General features: G+C 67.9%; 18 protein-coding genes. 10 read left to right on the top strand and 8 right to left on the bottom strand.

Going from position 1 to position 18,911, the window contains the following annotated elements:
• Window positions 1–40: 40 nt before the first annotated feature.
• The 8 genes from QTH91_RS19515 to QTH91_RS19480 all read right to left on the bottom strand — a co-directional run bounded on the left by QTH91_RS19515 (window position 41) and on the right by QTH91_RS19480 (window position 8,218).
• Window positions 41–985, bottom strand: coding sequence for a cyclase family protein (locus tag QTH91_RS19515; protein ID WP_286661804.1), 945 nt, complete (start codon window positions 983–985; stop codon window positions 41–43).
• A 99-nt stretch (window positions 986–1,084) separates the two neighbouring features.
• Complete coding sequence (locus QTH91_RS19510; RefSeq protein WP_286661803.1) at window positions 1,085–2,695, bottom strand: class I adenylate-forming enzyme family protein; 1,611 nt, start codon at window positions 2,693–2,695, stop codon at window positions 1,085–1,087.
• On the bottom strand, window positions 2,692–3,354 hold the full coding sequence (locus QTH91_RS19505) for an ABC transporter ATP-binding protein (protein ID WP_286661802.1): 663 nt from the start codon (window positions 3,352–3,354) through the stop codon (window positions 2,692–2,694). Before QTH91_RS19505 ends, QTH91_RS19510 begins: the two co-directional genes overlap by 4 nt.
• Window positions 3,348–4,163: an ABC transporter ATP-binding protein gene (locus QTH91_RS19500; protein ID WP_286661801.1), complete on the bottom strand. Its 816-nt coding sequence runs from the start codon at window positions 4,161–4,163 to the stop codon at window positions 3,348–3,350. The genes QTH91_RS19505 and QTH91_RS19500 overlap by 7 nt, the downstream gene beginning before the upstream one ends.
• Complete coding sequence (locus QTH91_RS19495; protein WP_286661800.1) at window positions 4,160–5,161, bottom strand: branched-chain amino acid ABC transporter permease; 1,002 nt, start codon at window positions 5,159–5,161, stop codon at window positions 4,160–4,162. The genes QTH91_RS19500 and QTH91_RS19495 overlap by 4 nt, the downstream gene beginning before the upstream one ends.
• 15 nt (window positions 5,162–5,176) lie before the next feature.
• Window positions 5,177–6,073, bottom strand: a complete 897-nt coding sequence (locus tag QTH91_RS19490; RefSeq protein WP_286661799.1) for a branched-chain amino acid ABC transporter permease — start codon at window positions 6,071–6,073, stop codon at window positions 5,177–5,179.
• Between the two features lie 40 nt (window positions 6,074–6,113).
• Complete coding sequence (locus tag QTH91_RS19485) at window positions 6,114–7,436, bottom strand: ABC transporter substrate-binding protein (RefSeq protein ID WP_286661798.1); 1,323 nt, start codon at window positions 7,434–7,436, stop codon at window positions 6,114–6,116.
• A complete protein-coding gene (locus tag QTH91_RS19480) occupies window positions 7,436–8,218 on the bottom strand; it encodes a FadR/GntR family transcriptional regulator (protein WP_286661797.1) in 783 nt (260 codons plus the stop codon). The genes QTH91_RS19485 and QTH91_RS19480 overlap by 1 nt, the downstream gene beginning before the upstream one ends.
• A gap of 185 nt (window positions 8,219–8,403) precedes the next feature.
• On the opposite strand from QTH91_RS19480, the gene QTH91_RS19475 reads away from it, so the two are divergent.
• The 10 genes from QTH91_RS19475 (at window position 8,404) to QTH91_RS19430 (ending at window position 18,903) form a co-directional block, all read left to right on the top strand.
• Complete coding sequence (locus QTH91_RS19475; RefSeq protein ID WP_286661796.1) at window positions 8,404–8,604, top strand: hypothetical protein; 201 nt, start codon at window positions 8,404–8,406, stop codon at window positions 8,602–8,604.
• A 239-nt stretch (window positions 8,605–8,843) separates the two neighbouring features.
• On the top strand, window positions 8,844–9,809 hold the full coding sequence (locus QTH91_RS19470; RefSeq protein WP_286661795.1) for an ABC transporter substrate-binding protein: 966 nt from the start codon (window positions 8,844–8,846) through the stop codon (window positions 9,807–9,809).
• A 75-nt stretch (window positions 9,810–9,884) separates the two neighbouring features.
• Window positions 9,885–10,736, top strand: coding sequence for an ABC transporter permease (locus QTH91_RS19465; RefSeq protein ID WP_390369004.1), 852 nt, complete (start codon window positions 9,885–9,887; stop codon window positions 10,734–10,736).
• On the top strand, window positions 10,733–11,512 hold the full coding sequence (locus QTH91_RS19460; protein WP_286661794.1) for an ABC transporter ATP-binding protein: 780 nt from the start codon (window positions 10,733–10,735) through the stop codon (window positions 11,510–11,512). Before QTH91_RS19465 ends, QTH91_RS19460 begins: the two co-directional genes overlap by 4 nt.
• Window positions 11,509–12,282, top strand: coding sequence for a histidine utilization transcriptional repressor HutC (hutC, locus tag QTH91_RS19455; RefSeq protein ID WP_286661793.1), 774 nt, complete (start codon window positions 11,509–11,511; stop codon window positions 12,280–12,282). Before QTH91_RS19460 ends, hutC begins: the two co-directional genes overlap by 4 nt.
• Before the next feature lie 72 nt (window positions 12,283–12,354).
• Window positions 12,355–13,917 (top strand): histidine ammonia-lyase, encoded by a 1,563-nt coding sequence (gene hutH, locus QTH91_RS19450; RefSeq protein WP_286661792.1) that lies wholly within the window; start codon window positions 12,355–12,357, stop codon window positions 13,915–13,917.
• Window positions 13,914–15,629 carry a urocanate hydratase gene (gene hutU / locus QTH91_RS19445; protein ID WP_286661791.1) on the top strand — a complete coding sequence of 572 codons (1,716 nt, stop codon included), beginning with the start codon at window positions 13,914–13,916 and terminating at the stop codon, window positions 15,627–15,629. The genes hutH and hutU overlap by 4 nt, the downstream gene beginning before the upstream one ends.
• Window positions 15,630–15,644: 15 nt before the next feature.
• A complete protein-coding gene (locus QTH91_RS19440) occupies window positions 15,645–16,247 on the top strand; it encodes a HutD/Ves family protein (RefSeq protein ID WP_286661790.1) in 603 nt (200 codons plus the stop codon).
• Window positions 16,244–17,491: an imidazolonepropionase gene (gene hutI, locus QTH91_RS19435; RefSeq protein WP_286661789.1), complete on the top strand. Its 1,248-nt coding sequence runs from the start codon at window positions 16,244–16,246 to the stop codon at window positions 17,489–17,491. Before QTH91_RS19440 ends, hutI begins: the two co-directional genes overlap by 4 nt.
• On the top strand, window positions 17,488–18,903 hold the full coding sequence (locus QTH91_RS19430) for a formimidoylglutamate deiminase (protein WP_286661788.1): 1,416 nt from the start codon (window positions 17,488–17,490) through the stop codon (window positions 18,901–18,903). Before hutI ends, QTH91_RS19430 begins: the two co-directional genes overlap by 4 nt.
• The last annotated feature ends 8 nt before the right edge of the window (window positions 18,904–18,911 follow it).

Here is an 18,911-nt window from a genome sequence, read left to right as displayed (position 1 = left end):
CCCCCGCCCGGTGCCGGCTCGTGCCGGCTCGGCTTCGCCCTCAGCGGATGGCGATCGGGTTGATCATCGATTGCACCGCGCCTTCGTACTTGTTCTGTCCGAGCACGAAAAGAAACTCGTAGGCCTTGTCCTTGGCGAGTTCGGCGGTGTTGATGTTCTCGAGGATGTAGGTGCCGCTCATCGGCAAGAGGATCTGGTGGACGCCGAACACGCCGCCGTCCTTGTCTCCGTCTTTCTCGAAGGGAATCACCTCCAGCCCCCACGTGTCCGCGCCCACGGCCACCACACCCTTGCTGACAAGGTAGCGCGCCCCTTCGCGTCCAAGCCCGGGCTCGACAGAACCGAAGCGCTTCGGATCCTTGTCGATCAGGCTGAGCCAGCCGGTGTGGAAGATCACGACATCGCCCTGGCGGATCTCCACGCCCTGCTTCTTGGCGACCGCCTCGATCTCGGCCTGATTGAAGGCGGTGCCCTCTTTCACGACGTCGGTGTTCAGGTGCGCCGCCATGTCCAGCAGCACGCCCCGGGTCACGATGGGCGGAATCTTTTCCACGCCCAGCTTCTTGAGGCCTCCCATCGTGGCGAACTCGCCCCACTTGTTGCCGTTGTAGTAGAGATCGCCCACGCCGATGTGGCCCAGGCCGTCGATCTGCGTGCCGATGCCCGTCCAGCAGTTGAGGATGTCGTCGTTGTAGGTGGTGTGGGTCGGACCGAGCCCGGCAGCCGAGCCGGTCTGGCCGGGCTGCACGATGTACAGCGAGCAGGTGCGCGGCGGAAATGCCGGCGTGGTCGTGTTGACCGAGATGCCCAGCGAATACACCTTGCCGCCCGTGACGAGCTTGGCGGCCTGCTGCACCAGCTCGGGCTTGAGGTAGTTGGCCGAGCCGATCTCGTCGGTGGGGCCCCACTTGCCCGGGTACCAGTTGGACTGGGCAAGGGCCAGGCTGCCCAGCATCAGCGCCGCGGCGCCGATTGAAAACCTCATCCGGAATGACTTCATGCTGATCTCCTGTTGGTTGGACTAACGCACACGAGAAACGCGAAGCAGCGGGGCGGGCAGAGTTGTTGTGAGGTGTCTTTGCCGTCAGGCGGCTGGCGTGGGTTGACGAAGCAGGCGCTTCATGAGTTTTCCGTTGGCATTGCGCGGCAGCGGCTCGCTGCGCCATTCGAAGGTTTCGGGCACCTTGTAGTCGGCCAGCGCGGCGGCGCATCGCTCGCGCACCGCCGCCTGCGCCGCCGGCAGGTCGCCTTGCAGAAGTTCGGGTGCGTAGAGCACGGCATGTACCCGCTCGCCCAGCACCGGGCAGGGCCGGCCGATCACGGCCGCCTCGACGACGCCGGGGCAGCCCATCAGCACGTTCTCCACCTCGACCGAGTAGATCTTGTAGCCGCCCCGGTTGAGCATGTCCTTGATGCGATCGAAGATGCGCACGAAACCGTCGGCGTCCACCGAACCGAGGTCGCCCGAATGCCAGTAGCCGGCGGTGAACGACGCCGCGGTCGCCTCGGGATTGGCCCAGTACCCGGGAACGACCATCGGCCCGCCGATCCACAGTTCGCCTTTCTGTCCCGGCGGGACCTCGCGGCCTTCGTCGTCCATCACGCGGATGTCGGCGGCCGGCAGGGCCACACCGACCGAGTCCGCGTGCGAGCGTGTCTGGCCGGCCGGCATCATCGTGGCTGGCGACGTGGTTTCCGTGGCGCCGTAAGCGTTGATGAGCACCAGGCCGGGCACCCGCTCGGCCAGCGCGTCGATGGTGGCAACCGGCATCGGCGCGCCGCCGTAGCCGCCGATGCGCCATGCCGACAGGTCGGCGCCGGCAAGGCGCTCGCTGCGAAGGCAAAGCTGGTACATCGCCGGCACCATCAGCGTGTGGCTCACCCGTTCTTTCTGCATCAGGTCGACGAAGGCGTCGGCCTTGAACTCGGGCACCACGATCACGGCGCCGCCGGCCTGCCACATCGCCACGATGATGGCGACCAGCCCGGTGACGTGGCTCGCCGGCACCGCCAGGGCCGAGCGGTCGCCGGGCCGCAACTGCATGCAGGCCTGGTAGTGCAGCGCAGAGTGGGCCAGCCCGATGTGCGTGAGCATCGCCCCTTTGGGTTTGCCAGTGGTGCCCGACGTGTAGAGGATGACGGCGGTCTGCGTTTCGCGCGGCGTAGCGGCTGGCGGCAGCTTGCCTTGCGGCTTGGGGCGGGCCAGCGCCGCAGCCACCTCGGAAGCGGGCAGTGGAAGGCGCAACGCCGGCACGTCTTCGGGCAAGGGCAGACGGTCGGCCAGTTCATCGTCGTACACGATGGCGCAGGCGCCGCATTGGGTCGCGATGAAGCTCATGCCCGGCCGCTGTTCTCGCACGCCCACGGGCACCGCGATCGCACCCAGGCGCTGCAAGGCCAGCAGCATGATGACGAACTCGGGCCGGTTGCCCATCCACATCAGCACGCGCTCGCCACTGGCAACGCCCTTTTCGGCAAGTTCGGCGGACAGCGCCTGCGCCGCATCGCCAAGCTCGCCGTACGACCAGCGGCGCCCGTTGCACACCATCGCATCGTCCGACGCATGGCTTGCGCGCGCCGCCTCGAACATCGCCCACAGATTGCGCGGCCGCTCTGCGAAGCAACGCACGATGCGGTCGCCGTAGAGCGCTTCGTGGCGCATCGCGGGCACGTCGAAGGCTTGCCAATGCGTCATGCCATCGACTCCGCAGCCCGGTCGGCATTGGCGCCCCGTTCTATCGCGACCTCGGCGTCGAGCAGATGGCGCGAATGGCTCAGGTCGCTTTGCGCGGTGAGCACCGAGACCTGGCTGCCCTTGAGTCCCGCGATCACTTCGGACAACCGCCGTGCCAGCACCGGCGCCACGCCTTCGAAGGGTTCGTCCAGCAGCAACAGGCGTGTGCCGACGGCCAACGCGCGCGCCAGCGCCACCAGCTTCTGCTGCCCGCCGGAAAGCAGCAAGGCGCGGCGCGTGCGCATCTCCCGCAGCTCCGGCAACACCTGGTAAACCAGCGCGAGACGTTCGGATGCGTCCAGCTTCTTGTTGACCCACACCGGCACGAGGATGTTTTCTTCCACCGTCAGCTCGGGCACCAGGCCTCGGTCTTCCGGCATGTAGCCGATGCCCAGGCCGGCACGCGCATGCGCGGGCAGCGCGGCAAGATCCTGGTCGTCGAACAGGATGCGTCCGCGCGTGGGTTTCAGGTGGCCCATCACGGTGCGCATCAGGCTGGTCTTGCCGGCCCCGTTTCGCCCCACCAGGCCGACCATGCGCCCCGGCTCCAGCGTGAGCGACAGGCCGCGCAGCGCCACCACGGTCTGGATCGAGACGTGAACATCCTCGACCTTCAGCATGCGGCCTCCACCGGCTGCGGCGCCAGTGCACCTGTCACGTGGATGCGCACGTCCTCGCTCGCCAGGGCCTGCGCGGGCGGGCCATCGGCGATGACGCGACCACCGGCGAACGCGAGCACGCGGCTCGCATAGCGTTCGACGATCTCCATGTCGTGTTCCACGAAGAGCGCGGTGATCCCGCCCTGGCTGTTGTCCAGCGCGGCCATGATGGTCTCCATCATCGGGAACTTCTCCTGTGCCGAAACGCCGCTGGTGGGCTCGTCCAGCAGAAGCAGCTTGGGTGCGGCGGTCAGCGCCATGGCGATGTCCAGCAGCTTTCGCACGCCGCCCGGCAGCTCGGCCACGCGACGGTCGCGCTGGTCGGCCAGGGCGAAACGCTCGAGCAGCGCCTCCGCGCGCTCGACGGCCTCGGCGCGATGGGCCCGGCGCCAGAAGCTCAGCCGGCCGTCGTGGCAGGCATTGGCCACCAGCATGTTGTCGAGCACGGACAGGCCGCCGCACAACTGCGGGATCTGGAACGAGCGCGCCACGCCCAGGCCGGTGATGGCCCGTGGCGACAACGCCGTGATGTCGCGTCCGTCGAAGTGGATGCTGCCCTGGTCCGGCTTGAGGTAGCCGGTGATCATGTTGACGAAGGTCGTCTTGCCTGCGCCGTTGCTGCCGATCAGGCTGACGCGTTCGCCCGTGGCGATGGCGATGTCGAGATCGGCCGCGGCCACCACGGCGCCGAAGCGCTTGTTGACGCCACGCGCCGCCAGCAGCGGTGGCGACGTGGACGCGGCGGGAGCGCCATGCGACGGGGCGCTCATGGCTGCCTCCTTCGCTCGGCCCAAAGCGAGCCGATGCCGCCAGGCAGGAAGCGGATCACCAGGAGCAGGAAGATGCCCAGCGCCAGTTGCCAGGTATTGGGGAAGTAGGAGCTGGAGAAGGAACGCACCACTTCCAGCACCACGCTGGAGAGGAACACCGCCGCCACGCTCTGCCAGCCCGCGAGGATGGCGACGAAGACGAACTCGCCCGAGGTGGTCCAGAAGCTGAAGTTCGGATCGATGTGCCCGAGCGACATCACCGCCAGCGCTCCGCCCAGCCCACCGCAGAAGGCGGCGAGCATGAAGTTGATCGTCATCGCCTGCCGCACCGAGCCGCCGAGGTATTCGACGCGCAGTTCGTTCTCGCGCATCGCCAGCGTGACCAGGCCGCGCGAACTGTCGAAGTAGATGCGCGCCAGCGTCGCCATCGTGATGGCGATGGCCAGCGTGAGCACGAACAGCGCGTAGCCCACATGCTCGTCGGGCAGGGCTTGCCCGAGCAGCGTCGGGCGCCCGACGTTGAAGCCGTCAGAGCCGCCCAGCGTGTCCATCTTCATGAGCAAGCCGTAGGTCACCATCGACAGCGCGAGCGTCAGCATGGCGAAGAAGATGCCGCGATAGCGCGCCAGCATGGGTGCGAAGGGCGCGGCGAGCAGCGCGGCCGCCAGCCCTCCCGCCAGGGCCAGGCCCAGCGCGTCGGTCAGGCCCATGTGGTTGTAGAGCAGGGCGGCGCAATAGCCGCCGGCGGCGAAGACCATGCCTTGACCGAAGGGCACCACCCCGCCGCGCATCAGCGTCACGATGCCCAGCGAGACCAGGCCATTGGCCGCCGCCATCGTCACCAGGAAGGTGAGCCAGCGCGGGCTGAACCAGCCCGCGATCGCCAGCACGGCAAACGTGGCGATGCCGGCCGCGACTTGCATCGCCGGCCGCTCGCCAAGAGTGCGCCGGTCGTGTCCACGCGCGCCATGCGCCTGGGGTTGCAGGAGGGCTGCCATCGTGCCTGTGCCCTTTCAGATCTTGCGCGCCTGCGTGCGCTGGAACAGCCCCTCGGGCCGGAACATGAGGACCACCGCCATCACCACGTAGATGGAGAACAGCTCCGCCACCGGCACCACGTGCACGGCGAACGAACGCGCCAGCCCGACGATGAGCGCGCCGATCGCCGCGCCCTCGATGCTGCCCAGCCCGCCGATGATCACCACCGCGAACGACACGATGATCACGCCGACCGACAGGCCCGGCTGCACCGAGATCATCGGCGCGGTGAAGGCGCCGCCGAGCGCGGCCAGGAAGATGCCGACCGAGAACGCCAGCATGTAGACCCGCGACACGTTCACGCCCATGCTGGAGGCGACCTCCGCACTGTGGATGACCGCCAGCACCACCTTGCCATGGCGCGTGCGGTTCAGGCCCCACCACACTGCGCCGCCCACCACGATGGCCAGGGCGACCAGCAGGAAGTCGTAGCCCACCCAGCTTTGCACGCCGATCTCGACATTGCCGAACAGGCCGTAAGGCTCCGACACGTAGTAGGGCAGCGGGCCCCAGATCAGCTTGGTGGCGTCTTCCATGATGAGGAAGAGCGCGTAGGTCACCAGCACGAGCAGCACCTCGTCGCGGCCGTAGAAGAAGCGCATCAAGCCGCGTTCGGTCAGCGGTGCCAGCACCGCCGCCACGGCCACCGCCGCCAGCAGCATGGCCACCAGCGAGAAGGCTGGCGCCCATCCCATGCTGGCGCCCCAGGCGACGAAGCTGGCCGCGGCATAGGCGCCCACCGCGTAGAAGCTGCCGTGCGCGATGTTCAGGATCTTGAGCACCCCGAACACCAGCGTCAGCCCCAACGCCACGATGAACAGCCACGAGGCGTAGGTCAGCCCGTCGACCAGGATCGTGATCAGCGTGTTCACGCGCCGTCCTCTCGCTTCGTGCCGCGAGATCCGGCCGCGTTCAAGGGCAGCCCTTGGCGCCGGGGAAGCCGGCCTTGATCCACTCTTCGGACTTCATGTTGGCCGGAGGATTGACGCAGTCGGCCGGAAAGCGCTGGATGTCGTCGAGCACCACCATCTTCTTGGCCGCGTCGTAGCGCGTCTTGCCGATGGCGGTTTCCTGCACGGCCTGATGACCGTCGCCCAGCGCCATGCGGATGCGGCCGGCCGGCGAATCCCATTCCATGCCCTTCATGGCGGCGGCCAGCTGCTCGGGCGTGGGCTTCTTGCCGCCGTTGTCGGCCATCGCCTTCTCGACCGCGAGCTTGAGTCCCAGCAGCGACTGCGCCATGCGGTAGGGCGCCTGCACCGGATAGACCTTGTAGGCCTTGGAGTAGATGTCCCACCACCAGTCGTTGAGCGCCGACTTCGGCGCCATGAGCCCATACGCGCCGCGGGCGCCGAGGATCACGCCGTCGGGCATCTTGTCGCCCAGGCCCGGCAGCACGTGGTCGGCCGCCGACAGCACGCCCTGCGTGCGCTTGAACAGGCCGCGCGGCCCGGCCTGCAGGATGAACGCCTGCAGATCGCCGCCCCACAGGCTCGAGTGCGTCACGTCGGCCGGCGAGGACATCAGCGCCGAGATCTCGGTGCCGTATTGGCCGGCGCCGAACTTGGGAAGCTGGTCCTGCCCGACCTTGGCGTCGGGGTAGAGCTTCTCCATCGAGCCGATGAAGTCCTTCTTGGAGTCCTGCCCCCACGCATAGTCCTGGTTGATCAGGTTGATGCGTTCCACCTTGACGTTGTGCGCCTTCAGATAGCGGGCCAGCGCCACGTTGTCCATGGTGCCGTGCGAGGCCGTGCGGAACACGTAGCTGAACTTGTTGTCCTCGAAGATGCGCGGCGTGCCGCAGTCGTAGAGCACGAGGAACTTCTTCATCTCCTCAGCCGCCGGCGCCACCGCCAGGCAATCGCCGGAACTCACATAGCCCACCACCGCGTCGACCTTCTCGCGGTCGTACAGGTTGCGCAGTTCCTGCACCTGCTTGGTAGCGCCGCCGTTCTCGTCGACGTAGACCGGCTCGATCGTCATGCCGCCGAAGCCCTTCTTGTTGTAGGGCGCTGGCGCAGTGCCGTTGTTGAAGGCCTCCACCAGCACCTTGGCGCCGTTCATGGCCGGGATGCCGAAGCTTTCGGCCGCCTGCCCCGACAGGAAGCTGACGATGCCGACCTTGAAGGTCTCCTGCGCCTGCACGCTGGCTGCCGCCAGTGCGCTGGCCAGCGCGAGCGCCGAGAAGGCTGCCGTCCGGGATGCACGGCGGGTGGTTTGCGAGTGTTCGCCCATCATTGGTCTCCTGTGCTTCTTTGCTGCTGCCGAATCGGCGCCGCGATGGGCATGGTCATGTCCAGACCAGCCATCGCGAAGCCCCTTTGAAAATCGACCATGTGCTTGCGCGTCCATTGCGCCGCGGCCTCGGCGTCGCGCCGGGCCAGTGCATCCACGATGTGCCGGTGCGCCGCGAGATTGCGGGCCTTGGCCTGTGGCAGCGCCGCGAAGATGCTCACCAGCGTCGGGCTGTAGAGCAGGCCCACCGGCTCGCGCGCCAGCATCAGCGCGCGGTTGCGGCTGGCCCGCCCGACCAGGGCATGGAACTCGACGTCCAGGCGCACCAGCGTCGCGTCGTCGCCCGTTGCTTCGGATGCGGTGAGGTTGGCGTTCAGCGGCGCGAGGTCTTGCGGCTCCAGGCGCTCGGCGGCCAGGCGCGAAGCCAGCGGCTCGAGCGACACCGCCAGTTCCCACAGTTCCTGGAAGGTCGTCTGCTGCAAGAGAAGAAGGCGCGTGGCGCGGGGCGCCACGTCCTGCACGCCCGGCAGCACCACGAACAGCCGGCGCCCTTCGCGGCGCTGCAACAGCCCTTCCTGCTCGACCTGGCGGATCGCCTCGCGCACGGTGGAGCGGTGCACGCCGAAACGCTCGGCCAGTTCCTGTTCGGTCGGAAAGGCGGAACCGGGCGGGAGGTGGCCGTCGAGGATGGCGCGTTCGATCGCGGTCGACACGGCCCGGTAGGCCGGCTCGACGGCAAGTCGCGTGAACACCTGCGTGCCTGCATCCGCCTCTTCGCCCAAGGTGCTGTCCCCGTGTGTGGCTGCGAGGCCGCGATCTTTGTCCGACAAACCGACCGGCGAATCCCGATTAACCCGAACCGCTCCGGCATGAGCGGCAATCGACCGAGTCTCATCCGGAAAAGGATTTGCGACACTTTGTCCACTTCTTCACGGCGAAAGACGCCGTCCTCGCGCAAACTGGCGCAATGGTGCGCGCGATCTTCATCCTTCTCTCGGCTTCCGTTTCCGTTGGACTCTGGCTGACCTTCGGGGCCTGGGTGCTGTTCGGGCTCTTCGCCCTTTCGCTGGCCACCTTGCTTTTTTCCACCCGGCATCAGCCCGATCCGGTCATGCGCGACGACGAGTCGATGGCCGAGCCTCGCACCACGGCCATGGCGCCGTTCTAAGGCGCCGCTCCACCGCGTCCGCGCGCCATCCGGGCGCCACGCCGAGGCCTGCCGCTGGCACGCCCCTTGCAACCGAGCGCCCCGTGCCTGCCGCTCTTGTATAGACAGCGATTTCCACGCACGCTCATTGGGCCCAGTGCACCAGCAGCGAGCACAGGGAACACCCTGTATAGACAAGTTGCGGCCGACGCTTAACAATCCACGTCTTTCCTTCAGAACGTTACTTTCGAGGAGTTCCCATGGCCGTTTCCAAGCCCGCCTTCCAACTTGCCGCCCTGCTGTTGGCCGGCCTTGCCGTCGCTGGCGCCGCGCACGCGCAGGAGGCCACCAAGATCTCGTTGGGCATGTCCGGCTGGACCGGCTTCGCGCCGCTCACGCTGGCGGACAAGGCCGGCATCTTCAAGAAGAACGGGCTGGATGTGGAAATCAAGATGATTCCGCAGAAGGACCGCCACCTGGCCCTGGCCTCGGGCGCGATCCAGTGCGCCGCCACCACGGTGGAAACGCACGTGGCCTGGAATGCCAACGGCGTGCCGATCACGCAGATCTTCCAGATGGACAAGTCGTATGGCGCCGACGGCATCGCCGTGCGCAACGACGTCAAGAGCTTTGCCGACCTCAAGGGCAAGACGGTGGCCGTGAGCGCGCCGGGCACCGCGCCTTACTTCGGCCTGGCCTGGATGCTCAGCAAGAACGGCATGAGCCTCAAGGACGTCAAGCTGGTCTCGCTGGAGCCGCAGCCCGCCGCACAGGCGTTCGTGGCCGGCCAGAACGACGCCGCCATGACCTACGAGCCCTACCTGTCGACCGTGCGCGCCAATCCGCAGGCCGGCAAGATCCTGGCCACCACGCTTGACTACCCCATGGTGATGGACACCGTGGGCTGCGCGCCGACCTGGCTCAAGAGCAACGCCAAGGCCGCGCAGGCGCTGGCCAATTCGTACTTCGAGGCGCTGGACATGATCAAGGCCGATCCGGCAAAGTCCAACGAGATCATGGGTTCGGCCGTCAAGCAGACCGGCGAGAAGTTCGCCGAATCGGCCAAGTACCTGCGCTGGCAGGACAAGGCCGCCAACCAGAAGTTCTTCGCGGGCGAACTCACGCAGTTCATGAAGGAATCGGTGCCGATCCTGCTGGAGGCCGGCGTGATCCGCAAGGCGCCGGAGGACCTGGCCGCCACCTTCGACGCCTCCTTCATCAAGTGACGAAGGCTTGAATCTGCCTGCTGCGCGGCTCGGCAACGGGCCTGCGCTCCTCTTGCCGCTCGCCACGGAATCCTCATGCCCTCGTCTGCCATCAAGCTCGACATGACCACCACCCACGAACCCGCGTCGGCGCCGCGACGCCGCCGGCGCGGCATGGCGCCGCTGGAGCCGGTCAGCCAGCGCGCGCGCTGGTTGCTGGGCCTGGCCTTCTTCGTCCTGTTCGTGGCGGTGTGGGCCGGTGCCACGCTGGGCGGCCTGGTCTCGCCCACCTTCCTGGCCAGTCCGATCACGATGGTCAAGGAGGCCTGGCTGCTGTTCACCGAGTTCGGCTTCCTGCACGACATCGGCATGACGGTGTGGCGCGTGTTCGGCGGCTTCATCCTGGCGGCCGTCATCGCGGTGCCGCTGGGCATCGCGATGGGCGCCTACAAGCCTGTCGAGGCATTTCTGGAGCCGTTCGTCTCCTTCTGCCGCTACCTGCCGGCCTCGGCCTTCATTCCCCTGCTCATCCTTTGGGCAGGCATCGGCGAGACGCAGAAGCTGCTGGTGATCTTCATCGGTTCGGTGTTCCAGATCATCCTGATGGTCGCCGTGACCGTGGGCGGTGCGCGCAAGGACCTGGTCGAGGCCGCCTACACGCTGGGCGCCGACAGCCGCGGCATCGTGCGGCGGGTGCTCATTCCGGGCGCCGCGCCGGGCATTGCCGAAACGCTTCGGCTGGTGCTGGGCTGGGCCTGGACCTACGTCATCGTGGCCGAACTGATCGGCTCGTCCTCGGGCATCGGCCACATGATCACCGACAGCCAGGCGCTGCTCAACACCGGGCAGATCATCTTCGGCATCATCGTCATCGGCGTGATCGGGCTCGTCTCCGACTTCGTCTTCAAGGCGCTCAACCGCCGCCTGTTCGCCTGGAGCATGCTGTGAACGCCGATTCCAAGCTTTCCATCCGCGGCGTGTCGCGCACCTTCGAAGGCACGCGCGGCCAGAAGACCCAGGCGCTGCTGCCCATCGACTTCGAGGTGCGCGAAAACGACTTCGTCACCATCCTCGGTCCGTCCGGCTGCGGCAAGAGCACGCTGCTGCGCATCGTCGCCGGGCTGGACTTTCCGACCCAGGGCAAGGTGCTGCTCGACGGCCAACTCGTCGACGGCCCCGGTGCCGACCGCGGCATGGTGTTCCAGAGCTACACGCTCTTTCCATGGCTGACGGTGGCGCAGAACATCCGCTTCGGGCTGCGCGAGCGCGGCATGCCCGAGGCGCAGCAGAAGGAGCGCAGCGACTACTTCATCGCCAAGGTCGGCCTGCGCGGCTTCGAGCACCACTTTCCCAAGCAGTTGTCAGGTGGCATGCAGCAGCGGACGGCCATTGCCCGCGCGCTGGCCAACGACCCGAAGATCCTGCTGCTCGACGAGCCCTTCGGCGCGCTGGACAACCAGACCCGCGTGCTCATGCAGGAGCTGCTGCTGGGCATCTGGGAGTCGGCGCAGAAGACGGTGCTGTTCGTCACCCACGACATCGACGAGGCCATCTTCATGGCCAACCGCGTCGCCGTGTTCAGCGCGCGACCTGGCCGCATCAAGAGCGAGATCGCCGTCGACTTCGACCATCCGCGGCACTACACGATCAAGACCTCGCCGCAGTTCATAGACATCAAGGCACGGCTGACGGAAGAGATCCGGGCCGAATCGATGAAGGTATGACCCGAGCGTCCACGCCCGCCCGCACGCGCGCCGCGGCCCCGGCAGAGCCCGCGCTGGCGCTCTACGCCCAGGTCAAGGAGCACATCGTGCGCAAGATCCAGGACGGGTCCTGGCCGGCCGGGCATCGGCTGCCGTCAGAGAACGAGCTGGTGGCCCAGTTCGGCATCTCTCGCATGACGGCCAACCGCGCGCTTCGCGAACTGCTGGACGAAGGGCGCATCGTGCGCTTGGCCGGAGTGGGCAGCTTCGTGGCCGAAGACAAGCCGCAATCCACGCTGCTGCAGATCGCCAACATCGCCAGCGAGATCCGTGCTCGCGGTCATGACTACGGCTACCAGCTGGTGGCCGGCGAGCGCGTGGCCGCACCGGCCGACGTCGCCGCCTTTCTCGACCTGCGCGCCGGCGAATCGGTGTTCCACAGCGTCTGCCTGCACCTGGAAGACGGCGTGCCGGTTCAGCTCGAAGACCGCTACGTCAACCCGCGCGTGGTGCCGCAGTTCCTGGAGCAGGACCTTGCCAGCACCCCGCCCAGCGAATACCTGGTGCGGCATGTGCCCTACGACCAGATCGAGCATCTGGTCGACGCCGTGCTGCCCACCCTGGAGCAAGCCAATCGCCTGGCCATGCCGAAGGCCGAGCCTTGCCTCTTGCTCACCCGACGCACCTGGACGCGCAATGTCCCGGTGACACTCGTGCGCTGCCTGCATCCCGCCTCGCGCTACCGGCTGGGCAGCCGCATCCGTGCAGACGGCAACCCCAGCTTCGGCTGAGGCGTTCTCGCTTTTTTTTGCTTCATTCACAAGATTCGATTCGCTGTCACACCACCTGTATAGACAACCATCATGAGCACGCCCACCTTACTCACTCCCGGCGGCGCCGATCTGGCCCTGCTGCGACGCATCCATGCTGGCGGATTGACGCTGGCGCTCGACCCCTCCACCGCCGGCCCCATGGCCGACGCGCAGGCCGTCGTGCAGCGCATCGCCGACCATGACGAGGCCGTCTACGGCATCAACACCGGCTTCGGCAAACTGGCCTCCACGCGCATCGGCCACGAACATCTGGCGGAACTGCAGCGCAACCTCGTGCTCTCGCACAGCGTGGGCACCGGTGAGCCACTGTCGGCCCCCGTGGTGCGGCTGGTGCTGGCCACCAAGGCGCTGAGCCTCGCACGGGGCCACTCCGGCGTGCGGCCGGCATTGGTCGAAGCCTTGCTGGCGTTGTTCAACGCGGGCATCACGCCGGTCATTCCGGCCAAGGGTTCGGTGGGCGCCTCCGGCGATCTGGCACCGCTGGCGCACCTGGCTTGCGTGCTGATCGGGGAGGGCGAGGCCATCACCGCCGACGGCCACCGCATTTCCGGCGCCCAGGCGATGGCGCAACTGGGCCTCGAGCCCTTCGTGCTGCAGCCCAAGGAAGGGCTGGCGCTGCTCAACGGTACGCAGGTGTCGACCGCGCTCGCGCTGTCCGGCCTGTTCGGTGCCGAGCACGTGTTCGCATCGGCGCTGATGTCGGGCGCGCTGTCGCTGGAAGCGATCCAGGGCTCGATCAAACCCTTCGACGCGCGCATCCACGCCGCGCGCGGACAGCCCGGCCAGATCGCGGTGGCTGGCGCGGTACGTGCGTTGCTCGACGGCAGCGAGATCGTGCCTTCGCACCCCGACTGCGGTCGCGTGCAGGACCCGTATTCGGTGCGCTGCATTCCGCAGGTCATGGGCGCCTGCCTCGACAACCTGACGCATGCGTCCCGCGTGCTCGTCACCGAGGCCAATGCCGCATCGGACAACCCCCTGGTCTTCTGCGACACCGGCGAGGTCATCTCCGGCGGCAACTTCCACGCCGAGCCGGTGGCCTTCGCGGCCGACATCATCGCGTTGGCCGTGGCGGAGATCGGTGCCATCTCCGAGCGCCGGCTCGCGCTGCTGCTGGACTCCGGCCTGTCGGGCCTGCCGCCTTTCCTGGTGCGCGACGGCGGCCTGAATTCCGGCTTCATGATCGCCCAGGTCACTGCCGCGGCGCTGGCGTCTGAGAACAAGTCGCTCGCCCATCCGGGCAGCGTGGACAGCCTTCCCACGTCGGCCAATCAGGAGGACCATGTGTCGATGGCCACCTATGCCGCGCGCCGCCTGGGCGACATGGTGGGCAACACGGCGGTGGTGGTCGGCATCGAGGCCATGGCGGCGGCGCAGGGCATCGAGCTCAAGCGCGCCCCGGCCGACCCGCTCAGATCGTCGGCGCTGGTGGAGGCCGAATTCGCGCGCATCCGCCAGAAGGTCGACTTCATCGAGCGCGACCGCTACCTGGCGCCCGACATCGAATCCATGCGGCAGTGGGCCCTGGCGGCCGAACTGCCCTCCGTCCTGTTGAACATTCTGCCCAGCCACGCCCAGGAGTCCCAGCCATGAACGCACCCGAAAAGCTCAACCTCGCCGCCGATCCGCGCCACGATCCCACGCGGGTGATCCGCGCGCCGCGCGGCAGCCAGCTCAACTGCAAGAGCTGGCTCACCGAGGCGCCCTATCGCATGCTGCAGAACAACCTCGATGCCGAGGTGGCCGAGAACCCGCAGAGCCTGGTGGTGTACGGCGGCATCGGCCGCGCGGCGCGCAACTGGGAGTGCTACGACCAGATCCTCGAATCGCTGCGGCAACTTGAAGACGACGAGTCGCTGCTCATCCAGTCGGGCAAGCCGGTGGGCGTGTTCAAGACGCACGAGAACGCCCCGCGCGTGCTCATCGCCAACTCCAACCTGGTGCCCAAATGGGGCAACTGGGAGCACTTCAACGAGCTGGACCGCAAGGGCCTGTTCATGTACGGACAGATGACCGCGGGCAGCTGGATCTACATCGGCAGCCAGGGCATCGTGCAAGGCACCTTCGAGACCTTTGTCGAGGCAGGGCGCCAGCACTACGGCAACGACCTGTCGGGCAAGTGGATCCTGACCGCCGGCCTGGGCGGCATGGGCGGCGCGCAGCCGCTGGCCGCCACGCTGGCGGGCGCCTGTTCGCTCACGGTCGAATGCAAGCAAAGCAGCATCGACTTCCGCCTGCGCACCCGCTATGTCGACAAGCAGGCCAAGGACATCGACGACGCGCTCGCCCTCATCGCGCACCACACCGGCAAGAAGGAAGCCGTGTCGATCGCGCTGCTGGGCAACGCCGCCGAGGTGCTGCCCGAGCTCGTCAAGCGCGCCCGGGCCGGCGGCCCCAAGCCCGATCTGGTGACCGACCAGACCTCCGCGCACGACCTCATCCACGGCTACCTGCCGGCCGGCTGGAGCGTGGCGAAGTGGCAGGCCGCCATGGCCGATGCCAGCCAGCACGAGACGCTCACGGCCGAGGCCGCGCGCTCGTGCGCCGTTCACGTGCAGGCCATGCTCGACTTCCAGGCCCTGGGCATTCCCACGGTGGACTACGGCAACAACATCCGGCAGGTGGCCTTCGACCAGGGCGTGCAGAACGCCTTCGACTTCCCCGGCTTCGTGCCAGCGTACATCCGCCCGCTGTTTTGCGAAGGCAAGGGCCCGTTCCGCTGGGTGGCGCTTTCTGGCGACCCGGAAGACATCTACAAGACCGACGCCAAGATCAAGGAACTGTTCCCCGAGAACAAGCACACGCACCGCTGGCTCGACATGGCGCGCGAGCGCATCAGCTTCCAGGGCCTGCCGGCGCGCATCTGCTGGCTGGGACTGGGCGAGCGCCACAAGGCCGGCCTGGCGTTCAACGAGATGGTGCGCAAGGGCGAACTGAAGGCGCCCATCGTCATCGGCCGTGACCACCTCGACACCGGCTCGGTCGCCAGCCCCAATCGCGAAACCGAAGCCATGAAGGACGGCACCGACGCAGTGAGCGACTGGCCGCTGCTCAATGCGCTGCTCAACACCGCAGGTGGCGCGACCTGGGTCAGCCTGCATCACGGCGGCGGCGTCGGCATGGGCTATTCGCAGCACTCGGGCGTGGTCATCGTGTGCGATGGCAGCGAGGCGGCCGACCAGCGGATCGCGCGTGTGCTGTGGAACGACCCCGCCAGTGGCGTGATGCGCCACGCAGACGCCGGCTACGAGCAGGCAATCGCCGCGGCCAAGCGGCATGGCCTCAAGCTGCCGATGGTGCGCTGACCGGACGAGCCACCGATGCCCCTGATCCGATTCCGCGTCGCCGACCTGCCTGCCATGCCCTGGAAGAACGGCGGCGGCAGCACGCGAGAGATCGCGTGCTGGCCCCCGGGCCGTGGACTGAACGACTTCGGTTGGCGCGCCAGCATTGCGACCATTGCGGCCCCCGGGCCGTTCTCGGTGTTCGAGGGCGTCGACCGCGTCATCACGCTGCTCGATGGCGACGGCGTGCGGCTGGTGGACGCGACGGGCGCCATCGACCATCGGCTGGACACGCCGGGCGCGCCCTTCGGCTTCAGCGGCGACGTCGGCATCGACTGCGAGATGCTCGGCGCAGCCAGCCAGGACTTCAACATCATGGTGCGCCGTGGCCTCTGGGTTGCGCAGGTCGACCGGATGACCGACGCCGCGCCCGTGCCCGCAATGCCGCATGGCGTGCTGCTGGCGCTGCGCGGCGACTGGTCCGTGGAGGGCCATGCGCCGTTGATGCAGGGCGATGGGCTGTGGTGGGCCGACGAAGACCTGTCGGGGCGGCTCGAACCGCAAGCGGCAGACGAATCCACACCAGCGCCGCTGCTGCTGGCGGCAAGCATCCGACACTGCGGAACCGAAGCACGATGACGACCCATCTTTCGAACTTCCTCGACCGACCGAGCGCCGATGGCATCTGGACCGGCCTGCGCCTGCTGCGCGAGGATGGCAACGTCCAAGCCACGCCTGGCGCGATCGTCGTGCGGCAGGGCCTGGTCGAATGGCTGGGCGACGCGGCCGGCGTGCCCGCGTCGTTCATCGCGTTGCCCCGGCACGATGCACGGGGCGCGCTCGTCACGCCGGGCCTGGTCGACTGCCACACGCACCTGGTCTATGGCGGCCAGCGTGCCAACGAGTTCGCCATGCGCCTGGCCGGCGCCAGCTACGAAGAGGTGGCGCGCGCAGGCGGCGGCATCGTCTCCAGCGTGCGTGCCACCCGCGAGGCGAGCGAAGACGAGCTGTTCGAAAGCGCCGCGGCGCGCCTTCGCAACCTGCTGGCAGAAGGCGTGTGTGCGATCGAGATCAAGTCCGGCTACGGCCTGTCGCTCGAACATGAGCGCAAGCAACTGCGCGTGGCGCGGCGCCTGGCCGAGCACTTCGGCGTGACGGTGCGCACCACCTTCCTCGGCGCACATGCCCTGCCGCCCGAGTACGCAGGACGCAGCGACGACTACATCGATCTCGTGTGCGGCCAGATGCTGCCCGCGCTGCACGCCGAAGGGCTGGTGGATGCGGTCGACGTGTTCTGCGAGCGCATCGCGTTCTCGCTCGAACAGACCGAGCGCGTGTTCAGGGCGTCGCAGGCCTTGGGCATTCCGGTGAAGCTGCATGCGGAGCAGCTTTCGGACATGGGCGGCGCGCAGTTGGCGGCCCGCTATGGGGCGCTGTCGTGCGACCACATCGAGCACCTTTCCGCCGACGGCATCGCGGCCATGAAAGCCGCCGGCAGCGTCGCGGTCCTCCTGCCGGGCGCCTACTACACCTTGCGCGACACGCACCTGCCGCCCATCGAAGCCTTGCGCGCGGCCGGGGTGCCGATGGCCGTTTCGACCGATCACAACCCGGGCACCTCGCCGGCGCTCAGCCTGCTGCTGATGGTGAACATGGCATGCACGCTGTTTCGCCTGACGGTGCCAGAGGCGCTGGCCGGCGTCACCGCGCACGCCGCCCGCGCGCTGGGCCTGCAAGACACCCACGGACGCATCGACGTCGGCCTGCCGGCCAACTTCGTGCTGTGGAATGTTCAGGAGCCGGCAGAACTGGCCTATTGGTTCGGGCAACGCCCGGTACGCTGCGTGGTCAGACAGGGCCGCATCGCCGAGGGCGCCGCATGAGCGAATCGAACAGCTTGTTTGCGCACGACGCGCTGTTGCCCGAGGGCTGGGCCAAGGACGTGCGCCTGCATTGGGACGCTGCCGGCCGCCTCGACGAGGTGGAGGTTGGCGCCACTGCGCCCAGCGGCGTGCCCATCGCCAGCGGACCCGTCATCGCGGGCATGCCCAATCTGCATTCGCACGCCTTCCAGCGCGGCATGGCCGGGTTGACCGAATACCGCGCTGAAGCGCAAGACAGCTTCTGGAGCTGGCGCACGCTGATGTACCGCTTTGCGCTGCGCATCTCGCCCGAGCAACTCGAAGCCATTGCCTTCGGCCTGTACGTGGACATGCTCGAGGCGGGCTACACCAGCGTCTGCGAATTCCACTACCTGCACCACGACACCGACGGGCAGCCCTATGCCGACGATGCGCAGTTGTCGCACGCGCTGCTGCGCGCGGCCTCACGGGCCGGCATTGGCCTGACGCTGCTGCCCGTGCTCTATCAGACGAGCGGCTTCGGCGCTCTGCCGCCCGGCGACGGTCAACGGCGATTCATCCGTTCCACCGATTCCATGCTCGCGCTGCTGCAGGCCTTGCGGCCGGTGTGCAAGGCGCAAGGCGCGCGGCTGGGCGTGGCTCCGCATTCCCTGCGCGCCGTGCCGCCGCAAGCCTTGCAGGCGCTGCTCGATGGCTTGGACGCGATCGATCCGCAAGCGCCCATCCACATCCACATCGCCGAGCAGACGAAGGAGGTGGACGACTGCCTTGCATGGAGCGGCCAGCGGCCCGTGGCCTGGTTGCTCGACCATGCGCCGGTGGATGCACGCTGGTGCCTGGTGCACGCGACGCACATGGACGCCGACGAATACCGCCGCGCCGCCGCCACCGGGGCCGTGGCCGGCCTTTGCCCGAGCACCGAGGCCAATCTGGGCGATGGCCTGTTCGACCTGCCGCGCTGGATGGCCGGCCAGGGCCGCTTCGGCATCGGCTCCGACAGCCACGTGTGCGTGGATGCCGCCGAGGAACTCATGCTGCTCGAATACGGCCAGCGCCTGGCCTTGCGGCAACGCAACGTCGCCGCCTCGCCAGGCCGTGCCCAGGTGGCGCAGGCCTTGTGGCAAGGCTGCGTGCAGGGTGGGGCGCAGGCGAGTGGACAGGCGGCGAGCGCTTCGGTGTCCGGATCGGCAGCGGGCCTGGCCGTTGGACGGTCGGCCGACTTCGTGGTGCTCGACGCCGCGCACCGCGCCCTGGCCGCCCTCCCGCCCGAGTCCATGCTGGCGGCGCATGTCTTCGCCAGCGATCGCACCCGCGCCATCGATGGCGTGTGGTCGGCCGGCCGGCCGGTGGTGAAGGATGGCCGTCACGCCTTGCGCGGCGAGGCGCAAGCCGGTTTCGTCGCCGCGCGGCGCGAACTTCTCACACAGGATTGACCCAGCCC

Source organism: Variovorax dokdonensis, assembly GCF_030316895.1.
In the GTDB taxonomy this organism is placed as follows: Bacteria; Pseudomonadota; Gammaproteobacteria; order Burkholderiales; family Burkholderiaceae_C; genus Variovorax; species Variovorax dokdonensis.
The sequence above is the reverse complement of the archived record's forward strand: the minus strand, read 5'-3'. Positions and strand labels throughout refer to the sequence as shown.

Excerpts from the sequence above, each read along its gene's own strand:
- QTH91_RS19515 (WP_286661804.1), bottom strand. The coding sequence starts at position 985 with ATGAGGTTTTCAATCGGCGCCGCGGCGCTGATGCTGGGCAGCCTGGCC.
- QTH91_RS19510 (WP_286661803.1), bottom strand. The coding sequence starts at position 2,695 with ATGACGCATTGGCAAGCCTTCGACGTGCCCGCGATGCGCCACGAAGCG.
- QTH91_RS19505 (WP_286661802.1), bottom strand. The coding sequence starts at position 3,354 with ATGCTGAAGGTCGAGGATGTTCACGTCTCGATCCAGACCGTGGTGGCG.
- QTH91_RS19500 (WP_286661801.1), bottom strand. The coding sequence starts at position 4,163 with ATGAGCGCCCCGTCGCATGGCGCTCCCGCCGCGTCCACGTCGCCACCG.
- QTH91_RS19495 (WP_286661800.1), bottom strand. The coding sequence starts at position 5,161 with ATGGCAGCCCTCCTGCAACCCCAGGCGCATGGCGCGCGTGGACACGAC.
- QTH91_RS19485 (WP_286661798.1), bottom strand. The coding sequence starts at position 7,436 with ATGGGCGAACACTCGCAAACCACCCGCCGTGCATCCCGGACGGCAGCC.
- QTH91_RS19475 (WP_286661796.1), top strand. The coding sequence starts at position 8,404 with ATGGTGCGCGCGATCTTCATCCTTCTCTCGGCTTCCGTTTCCGTTGGA.
- QTH91_RS19470 (WP_286661795.1), top strand. The coding sequence starts at position 8,844 with ATGGCCGTTTCCAAGCCCGCCTTCCAACTTGCCGCCCTGCTGTTGGCC.
- QTH91_RS19465 (WP_390369004.1), top strand. The coding sequence starts at position 9,885 with ATGCCCTCGTCTGCCATCAAGCTCGACATGACCACCACCCACGAACCC.
- hutC (WP_286661793.1), top strand. The coding sequence starts at position 11,509 with ATGACCCGAGCGTCCACGCCCGCCCGCACGCGCGCCGCGGCCCCGGCA.
- hutH (WP_286661792.1), top strand. The coding sequence starts at position 12,355 with ATGAGCACGCCCACCTTACTCACTCCCGGCGGCGCCGATCTGGCCCTG.
- hutU (WP_286661791.1), top strand. The coding sequence starts at position 13,914 with ATGAACGCACCCGAAAAGCTCAACCTCGCCGCCGATCCGCGCCACGAT.
- QTH91_RS19440 (WP_286661790.1), top strand. The coding sequence starts at position 15,645 with ATGCCCCTGATCCGATTCCGCGTCGCCGACCTGCCTGCCATGCCCTGG.
- hutI (WP_286661789.1), top strand. The coding sequence starts at position 16,244 with ATGACGACCCATCTTTCGAACTTCCTCGACCGACCGAGCGCCGATGGC.
- QTH91_RS19430 (WP_286661788.1), top strand. The coding sequence starts at position 17,488 with ATGAGCGAATCGAACAGCTTGTTTGCGCACGACGCGCTGTTGCCCGAG.